This window comes from Streptomyces sp. NPDC005017 (assembly GCF_042873115.1).
Lineage (GTDB): Bacteria > Actinomycetota > Actinomycetes > Streptomycetales > Streptomycetaceae > Streptomyces.
The window spans coordinates 209,757-217,618 of record NZ_JBIALD010000015.1 but is presented as its reverse complement, the minus strand read 5'-3'; the positions used below and the strand labels follow the sequence as shown (position 1 = coordinate 217,618).

Annotated in this window: 7 protein-coding genes; 4 read left to right on the top strand and 3 right to left on the bottom strand. The window is 72.1% G+C overall.

Annotation, left to right across the window (positions count from 1 at the left end; genetic code table 11):
* Positions 1 to 229: 229 nt before the first annotated feature.
* Positions 230 to 769: a MarR family winged helix-turn-helix transcriptional regulator gene (locus ACFYR0_RS23610; RefSeq protein WP_389331345.1), complete on the bottom strand. Its 540-nt coding sequence runs from the start codon at positions 767 to 769 to the stop codon at positions 230 to 232.
* A 114-nt stretch (positions 770 to 883) separates the two neighbouring features.
* On the opposite strand from ACFYR0_RS23610, the gene ACFYR0_RS23605 reads away from it, so the two are divergent.
* Positions 884 to 1,666, top strand: coding sequence for a dioxygenase (locus ACFYR0_RS23605; protein WP_389331342.1), 783 nt, complete (start codon positions 884 to 886; stop codon positions 1,664 to 1,666).
* Between the two features lie 75 nt (positions 1,667 to 1,741).
* Here the strand turns inward: ACFYR0_RS23605 and ACFYR0_RS23600 are convergent, their stop codons facing one another.
* Positions 1,742 to 2,260, bottom strand: coding sequence for a GNAT family N-acetyltransferase (locus tag ACFYR0_RS23600; RefSeq protein WP_389331339.1), 519 nt, complete (start codon positions 2,258 to 2,260; stop codon positions 1,742 to 1,744).
* A 169-nt stretch (positions 2,261 to 2,429) separates the two neighbouring features.
* Here ACFYR0_RS23600 and ACFYR0_RS23595 point away from each other — a divergent pair, with 169 nt between their 5' ends.
* The gene (locus ACFYR0_RS23595; protein WP_389331336.1) at positions 2,430 to 3,428 is read left to right on the top strand and encodes an RNA polymerase sigma factor RpoD/SigA; all 999 of its coding nucleotides are present in this window, start codon (positions 2,430 to 2,432) and stop codon (positions 3,426 to 3,428) included.
* 751 nt (positions 3,429 to 4,179) lie between these two features.
* Positions 4,180 to 4,857 carry a TetR/AcrR family transcriptional regulator gene (locus tag ACFYR0_RS23590; protein WP_389331371.1) on the top strand — a complete coding sequence of 226 codons (678 nt, stop codon included), beginning with the start codon at positions 4,180 to 4,182 and terminating at the stop codon, positions 4,855 to 4,857.
* 72 nt (positions 4,858 to 4,929) lie between these two features.
* Here the strand turns inward: ACFYR0_RS23590 and ACFYR0_RS23585 are convergent, their stop codons facing one another.
* Positions 4,930 to 5,892, bottom strand: coding sequence for a helix-turn-helix transcriptional regulator (locus ACFYR0_RS23585; protein WP_389331333.1), 963 nt, complete (start codon positions 5,890 to 5,892; stop codon positions 4,930 to 4,932).
* A 62-nt stretch (positions 5,893 to 5,954) separates the two neighbouring features.
* Between ACFYR0_RS23585 and ACFYR0_RS23580 the strand changes: the two genes are divergently transcribed.
* Positions 5,955 to 7,592 (top strand): MFS transporter, encoded by a 1,638-nt coding sequence (locus ACFYR0_RS23580; RefSeq protein ID WP_389331330.1) that lies wholly within the window; start codon positions 5,955 to 5,957, stop codon positions 7,590 to 7,592.
* The last annotated feature ends 270 nt before the right edge of the window (positions 7,593 to 7,862 follow it).

Sequence of the window (7,862 nt, the reverse complement as noted above, 5' to 3'; positions counted from 1 at the left end):
CCCTGGTCGACGCGGGCCGGCCGGGCAGTACCCCGGTGGCCTCCGGCGAGGGCGCCGGCGACGAGGTCCCGGTCCCGGTGGCCGCCCACTGACCCACCGGTCCCGACGGAGGAATCCCGCAGGGCAAGGGCCCGTTCGTACGGACCAGGAAGGGGACGCCTCGTCCGTACGGCCCCCCGGACCTGCCCGGGCCGCGCGGAGCGACAGCCGCTGATCCATCAGAGGGGCCCTAGCGCAGCCAGGGCAGGTCCGCTCCCGCGTCCGGGGGCTGAAGTCCCTCGGCGACGATCTGCATGATCTCGCCGAGGGACTTCTTCTGTTCCGGGGTGAGCCGGTCGAACAGGGCCTGCCGTACGGCGGTGACATGGCCGGGCGCGGTGCGGCGCAGCACCTCGTAGCCGTCATCGGTGAGCACGGCGAACTGGCCGCGCTTGTCGGAGTCGCAGTTCTCCCGGCGCACCCAGCCGTTCTTCTCCAGCCGCGCGACGGCGTGCGAGAGCCGGGACCGGGTGATCTTCGCGTCCATGGCCAGCTCGGTCATCCGCAGCCGCCGCTCCGGGGCGTCGCCGAGCCGTACGAGCAGGCCGTAGTAGATGTGCGGCATGCCCGCGTCGCGCTGGAGCTGGCGGTCGAGGTGGTCCTCCAGCAGGGTGGTGGCATGGAGGTAGGAGCGCCAGACGCGCTGCTCCTCGGCGGTGAGCCAGTGGGGCTCGCCGAGGGGCGTGCGATCGGCCGCGGCTGCGCCGGTGGTTGCGGGTGCCGTGTTCATGGGTCCACTCTACGACCGTAGTCCTTGAAGTTTAAACAAGACTGGCCTAGCCTCATACCGAGAGGAAGCTTTAAAGTTCAAGTGTCAGTCAGGCCTCCGGAGGGAGTCGTCGTCATGTCCGCCACCCAGGAGCGCATGCCCGCCCTGTATCTGTCCCACGGGGCCCCGCCGCTCGCGGACGACCCGGTCTGGCCCGGCCAGCTCGCCGCCTGGTCCGCCGGACTGCCCCTGCCGAGGGCGGTCCTCATGGTCTCCGCGCACTGGGAGGAGGCGCCGCTGGCGCTCGGCGCGGTGGAGACCGTGCCGCTGGTCTACGACTTCTGGGGCTTCCCCGAGCACTACTACCGCGTCCGCTACGACGCCCCGGGCGCGCCCGGACTGGCCGATTCCGTACGCAAGCTGCTGCGTGCCCCCGGTATGCCGGTGCAGGACATCCCCGACCGCGGGCTCGACCACGGGGCCTATGTGCCGCTCGTGGAGATGTACCCCGAGGCCGACATCCCGGTCCTCCAGATCTCCATGCCGACCCTCGACCCCGTGCGGCTGATGGAGATCGGGCGCAGGCTCGCCCCGCTGCGCGACGAGGGCGTGCTCATCGTCGGCTCCGGCTTCTTCACGCACAACCTCGCCGCGCTCCGGCACACCGGCGTTCCCGGCTGGTCGGCCGAGTTCGACGACTGGGGGCGGCACGCGCTGGAGGCGGGCGACGTGGACGCGCTGCTCGACTTCACGGCCAAGTCCCCCGCCGGGCAGCTCGCCCACCCGCGCACCGAGCACTTCGCCCCGCTGTTCGTGACCATGGGGGCCGCCGACGCGGGCGGCGGGCTCGCGGAACAGAAGTCGGTGATCGACGGGTTCTGGATGGGGCTGGCCAAGCGGTCCGTACAGTTCGGGTGAGTTCCGTGCGGTTCGGATGAGGCCGGTGGGCCTCGCGCGGGGCTCTCGGACGAGACCCGTGAGCCCCGCGCGGGGCTACAGCTCCTTCTCGTGCCAGGCCACGTCCCAGTAGCGGCCGAACCTGCGACCCACCTCGCGGTACGTGCCCACGTGCCGGAAGCCGAAGCGCTCGTGCAGCCGTACCGAGGCCTCGTCGGGCTGGGCGATGCCCGCGTACGCGCGGTGCACGTCCTCGCCCGCGAGGGCCTCGAACAGCGCCTTGTAGAGCAGCGTGCCGATGCCGCGCCCGCCCGCGTGCGGGGCGACGTAGACCGTGACCTCCACCGAGGTCGCGTAGGCCGGCTTCGCGCGGAACGGGCTCGAGGTGGCGTAGCCGAGGACGTCCCGGGTACCGGCGTCCAGGGCAACCTTCAGGCGGTACGGGCCGTCTTCAGGGTGGGAGAGCAGCCACGGGCGGCGCTCCCGAGCGGTGAAGACGCCGGTGTCGAAGGTGATGGGCGTCTCGCGGACGTAATGGTTGTAGAGGTCGGTGAGAGCCTCGAGATCTTCGTCGATCCCCGCTCTGACCTGCACTTCCGACGGTTCCGACAGCATCCGACCCCCTTCGTGGCGGCACAGGGTACTGCATGATCAGAAAAATCGAGGGACGGGTTGGGAATTCTGTCCTGATTCCAGTCGTTGTTTCCATCGGATGCCGGGCACCCGACGAGAGTGATCCAGTGTCCCGACCGCCCGCTGACCCCACCATCGCAAGGGAGCACGCATGGCAACCCGTGCCGTCGCCCGTCGTAAGTCCGCCACCGGCGAGACCGCAGACGCGGCCAGCAGTGTTCGCACCCATGGCGGCGAGATCGCCGACCGCGACCTGGTCGGCATGTATCTCGACGAGATCGCGCGCACGCCGCTGCTCGACGCCGCCAAGGAGGTCGAGCTGTCGCAGACGATCGAAGCGGGTGTGTTCGCGCAGCAGGTCCTCGACGGGTACGAGGCGTCCAAGGCCGACGCCACCCGCGACGAGCTGGAGGCCCTCGTGGAGGAGGGCGAGCGCGCGAAGGACGTCTTCATCCGCTCCAACCTCCGGCTGGTCGTGGCCGTCGCCCGCCGCTACCCGCGCAGCGGCCTGCCCCTGCTGGACCTGATCCAGGAGGGCAACGCCGGACTGGTGCGCGCGGTCGAGAAGTTCGACTACCGCAAGGGCTTCAAGTTCTCGACGTACGCCACCTGGTGGATCCGTCAGGCCATCACGCGGTCCATAGCGGACCAGTCCCGCACCATCCGCCTGCCCGTCCACCTGGTGGAGGAGCTCGGCCGGATCCGGCGCGTGCAGCGCGAGTTCAACCGTGACCAGGGCCGTGAGCCGGAGCACACCGAGATCGCCGTGGAGCTCGGCACCACGCCGGAGCGCGTCGGTGACGTCCTGGACTGGGCCCGTGACCCGGTCTCGCTGAACATGTCGGTCGACGACGAGGGCGAGACCCAGTTCGGCGACCTCCTGGAGGACACCTCCGCGGTGTCGCCGGAGCAGTCGGTGCTGACCCTGCTGCGCAGCGAGGAACTGGACGGCCTCATCGGCCGCCTGGACCAGCGCACGGCCTCGATCATCAAGATGCGGTACGGCATCGACGACGGCCGGGAGCGCACGCTGACCGAGGTCGGCAAGGAGCACGGGCTGACCCGTGAGCGCATCCGCCAGATCGAGAAGCACGCGCTGCTGGAGCTGAAGAAGCTGGCCCACCAGACCGGCTTCGACGCGGCGGCCTGACGGACGAGGTGACCGGAAGGACACGGGTGACCTGACGGACGCGGCGGTCTGACGGACCAGGTGGGGCGCCGGGCGCGGCGGGGTACCGGGTGCCCGAAGTCGGGCTGTCGTTGCGGGGGTTGCCGGCCGAGACTGCCGCAGGGGTGCCGGGGCGGGCGCGGCAGGGGGTTCCGTCATGGGCGACAGGGGCGTACGCCGGGTGGCGCAAGGCCGCGCAAACATGGCTGTGTTCCGTCGCTTCAACCCCTGAGGCGGCGGGAACAACCCTTCAGGGCAAGCGGGTTCGCACCCGGCGTGCGGAACGCGGCCCCCGAGGGCCTGTGCGCAGGACCGTTCCGCCTGTGCCGCGAGGCTTCGGTACGACCCGGTACCACCGCTCGTCCGCGAAGACCTTCCGTCCACGTCCCGACGCACTCCCCCCGGTGCCGGGACTTTCCCGAGCCGGGCTTCGGCGTCTCTCCCCCCCCCTGAGCGCCGGGGCCCGGCTCTTTTGCGCGCGCCCGGCGTGACCGGCGGGTGGTGCGAGTGGTGCGAGAACCTGCGCATGCGGGCAGGGGCGGATGCCCGCCGGGCGGACGGGCACGCGGACATGGAAGGACGGGGCACCCCGGACCTGAACCCCGGGGTGGCCCGCCGGATGGCAGATTGTGCCACATCGGCATAGCCTGCCGACGTGAGCAGTACCACCTCCGGGCAGAACCGGCCCGGTTCCTCCGCGTCCCTGACCGAGCGGCGCAAGGCCGAGACCCGCATGGACATCGCCCGCGCGGCCGCCGGTCTCTTCGTCAGCCGTGGCCTGAAGGCGACCCGTGCCGAGGACATCGCCCAGGCCGCCGGAGTCGCCCCGCGGACGTTCTACCGCTACTTCGCCTCCAAGGAGGAGGCCGTCGCGCCGCTCTACGCGGCCGGGGCGCAGCGCTGGACCGACGCCGTGCGCGAGGCCCCCGCCGGGCTGGACGTGCCGCAGGCCCTGGAGCACGCCGTACGGCACACGCTGCTGCCCGGTGCCGGCGCGGGTGCTGCGTCCGGAGCAGGGGTGTCGGCCGCCTCCTGGGAGTGGGCGCGCACCCTGATCCGGCTCGCGGACTCCAGCCCCGCCCTGCGCAAGGTGTGGGCGGAGGTGTGCCAGGCCTCGGAGCAGACGCTGGGCGAGGTGCTGGCGGAGCGGGCCGGGGCCGGGGCGGGGGACGGGGTGAGCGAGAGGCCGGGTGGGTCCCGGGCGGACGGTGATGACAACGTTGCCCGGGGCGCGAAGGCCGAGGACGGCGCGGGGCAGCGGTTCCTGGCCGCCGTCGCCAGTGCCGCCGTACGGACGGCCGTGCAGGCGTGGGCGTCCGGTGACGCGCTTTCCGGGGGAGAGCGGGGGCCGGCGGCGCTGGCACTGCGGAACCTGGAGGCGCTGAAGGGGTTCGACTGGCGGCTGCGCTAGCGTGGCAACGGCGTGCGGTGGCCGCTGCGGTGCCGCCGTCGGTTCACTCCTCCGCGCTCCGCCGCCGTCGGTTCACCCCGCCGCGCGTGTGAGGCGGGCGCCCAACTCGCGGACGCACGCAACCAGTTCGGCGGGCTCCTGGACCGTGAAGTCATGACCGAGCATGACGAGCCGTACGGCGAGCCACTCGACCGGATCGCCGCTCGTCCCGCGCAGCCGGCAGGTGCCGGCGTCGAGCGGTTCGGGCGGGCTCAGCCAGGCGGGGAGCCGGGCGGCCACGGCGTCGGCGGGCGCGGCGAACGTGACGGCGAAGTCGTAGGACTCCTGGCGCCTGCCGATGGACTGCCGCAGGTACTCCGCGGCGCTGCCCGTGGGCAGTTCCCGCGGCGCGAACCGCGCGCCCGTGGCGAAGGGTTCGCTGACCCGGTCGACGCGGAAGGTGCGCCAGTCGGCGCGGTCGAGGTCGTAGGCGACGAGGTACCAGCGGCGGCCGGTGGACACCAGCCGGTACGGCTCGGTCAGACGGCGGGACTCGATGCCGTCCTTGGCCCGGTAGGCGAAGCGCAGCCGTTCGTGGCCGGCCACCGTCGAGGCCATCACGGTGAGCGTCTCGGGCGCGATGCTCGGGCCGTCGCCGCTGGTCAGGGCGGTCGTCGCGGCCTGAAGGGTGGTCACCCGGCGGCGCAGCCGGGACGGCAGGACCTGCTCCAGCTTGGCCAGCGCGCGCACGGACGCCTCGTCGACGCCCTCGACCGCGTGCCCGGCGCCGGCCCGCAGGCCCACCGCGATGGCCACGGCCTCCTCGTCGTCGAGCACGAGCGGGGGCATCGCCTTGCCCGCGACGAGACGGTAGCCGCCGTCGGAGCCCTTGGTGGCCTGGACCGGGTAGCCGAGTTCGCGCAGCCGGTCGACATCGCGCCGGACCGTGCGCCGGGAGACCCCGAGCCGGTCGGCCAGCTCGCCGCCGGGCCACTCCCGGGGCGTCTGGAGCAGGGACAGCAACTGGAGGAGCCGTGCCGGGGTGTCCGTCGTCATGGAGAAGAGGATGCCTCGGAACTAGGACACGATCTGGCCTAATGACCCTCTAGCTTTGTCTCATGACCTCCACCGAGACCACCTCCGCACCCGCCCCGGGCAGCTCGGGCAGCCCTCAGGGGCAGCCGGAGCCGAACGACCGGCGTCGCTGGTTCGCCCTTGCCATCGTCATGACCGCGGCCTTCATGGACCTCGTCGACGTCACGATCGTCAACATCGCCATCCCGTCCATCCAGCAGGACACCGGCGCCTCCTTCAGCCACATACAGTGGATCACCGCCGGATACGCCCTGGCCTTCGCCGCCGGACTGATCACCGGTGGGCGGCTCGGTGACATCTACGGCCGCAAGCGGCTGTTCCTGCTCGGCATCGGGGGCTTCACCATCGCCTCCGCGCTGTGCGGCTTCGCGTCGAACCCGGACATGCTGGTCGCCGCGCGCATCCTCCAGGGCGGTATGGCGGCGCTGATGGTGCCCCAGGTGCTGGCGATCGTGCACGCGACCTTCCCGGCGCACGAGCGCGGCAAGGTGTTCGGCCTGTTCGGCGCGGTCGTGGGTATGGGCGCGGTGCTCGGCCCGCTGCTGGGCGCGCTGCTGACGGAGTGGAACCTCTTCGGCCTGGAGTGGCGGCCGATCTTCCTCATCAACCTGCCCGTGGGCATCGCCGGACTGCTGCTGGGCCGCGCGTTCATCACCGAGTCCCGCGCCCCGAAGGCGCTGAGGCTGGACCTGGTGGGCGTCGCGCTGGTGACCCTCGGCCTGCTGATGCTGCTCTACCCGCTCACCCGCGGCCGTGAGCTGGACTGGCCGCTGTGGGGCTACCTCTCGATGGCCGGCTCGCTCCTGGTCTTCGGCGCGCTGGTCGCCTACGAGCGGTACAAGACCGCGCGGGACGGCTCCCCGCTGATCGAACTGTCGCTGTTCCGCGTCAAGAGCTTCGCCGCGGGCATCGCCGTGCAGATCGTCTTCGGTGTCGGGCTCGGCATCTTCTTCCTGGTCTGGACGCTGTACCTCCAGATCGGTCTGGGCTGGGGCCTGCTGAAGGCCGGACTCACCGGCGTGCCGTTCTCCATCGCGGTGTCGGTGGCCGCGGGGATGTCCGTGCAGAAGCTGGTGCCCCGGTTCGGGCGCAAGGTCCTCCAGGCGGGCGCGCTGGTGCTGGCGGCCGGAGTGCTGCTCTACCGCTGGGAGTCCGAGCACTTCGGGCTGGACATCACGCCCTGGCAGATGATCCCGCCGCTGGTCGTGATGGGCGCGGGCATGGGTCTGATCTTCGCCCCGCTGACCGACGCGGTGCTGTCCGAGGTGCCGCGCGAGCACGCCGGCTCGGCCTCCGGCCTCATCAACACGGTCAACCAGATGGGCAACGCCCTCGGGCTCGGCCTGGTGTCCGTCGTCTTCTTCGGGGTGATCGACGAGAAGGTGGCCCCGGCGCAGGTGGGTCCGGAGTTCGTGAACGGCTTCCAGCACGCGCTGGGCTACGTCGTCGCCGTGATGGGCGCGATCTTCCTGCTGATGTTCGCGCTGCCCAAGCGGTCGGCCGAGCACGCGGAGGCGGCCGCCTTCGAAGGTGCCGTAAGCGTCGAGGGTGCCGGGGGCGCGCGGGGCGCGGACGAGGTGCCCGCCGAGGTGCCTGCCGGGGTCGTCGCGGGTGGCGCGCACGACCACGACCCGAAGAGTGCCTCGCGTGCGGCGAACTGAGCCGGACGAAACCTCCTGACGGTCTGCGAGCCGTCTCCCACGGGCCTCCGCCCCGTCCCGCGCAACCGCGTCGCGGGACGGGGCGGAGGCCCGTTCTCGCGAGAGCCGGCGGCCCGGTGACGGCGGCGGACGAGATGGTCCACGGGATGCGGGGCGGTGCCGACGGCCCCTGGGGGCGGGCCGCCCCGAACGGCCGCGCCCCCGGACGGAGGAGAGGATTCCCCGCCCCTGGCCTCCGTCACCCCAGGTGTCCCGGGTTCCCCCTTTTCC

What these genes read in the sequence shown, in the direction of transcription:
- ACFYR0_RS23610 (WP_389331345.1), bottom strand. Translation starts at nt 769, where the DNA reads ATGAACACGGCACCCGCAACCACCGGCGCAGCCGCGGCCGATCGCACG.
- ACFYR0_RS23605 (WP_389331342.1), top strand. Translation starts at nt 884, where the DNA reads ATGTCCGCCACCCAGGAGCGCATGCCCGCCCTGTATCTGTCCCACGGG.
- ACFYR0_RS23600 (WP_389331339.1), bottom strand. Translation starts at nt 2,260, where the DNA reads ATGCTGTCGGAACCGTCGGAAGTGCAGGTCAGAGCGGGGATCGACGAA.
- ACFYR0_RS23595 (WP_389331336.1), top strand. Translation starts at nt 2,430, where the DNA reads ATGGCAACCCGTGCCGTCGCCCGTCGTAAGTCCGCCACCGGCGAGACC.
- ACFYR0_RS23590 (WP_389331371.1), top strand. Translation starts at nt 4,180, where the DNA reads ATGGACATCGCCCGCGCGGCCGCCGGTCTCTTCGTCAGCCGTGGCCTG.
- ACFYR0_RS23585 (WP_389331333.1), bottom strand. Translation starts at nt 5,892, where the DNA reads ATGACGACGGACACCCCGGCACGGCTCCTCCAGTTGCTGTCCCTGCTC.
- ACFYR0_RS23580 (WP_389331330.1), top strand. Translation starts at nt 5,955, where the DNA reads ATGACCTCCACCGAGACCACCTCCGCACCCGCCCCGGGCAGCTCGGGC.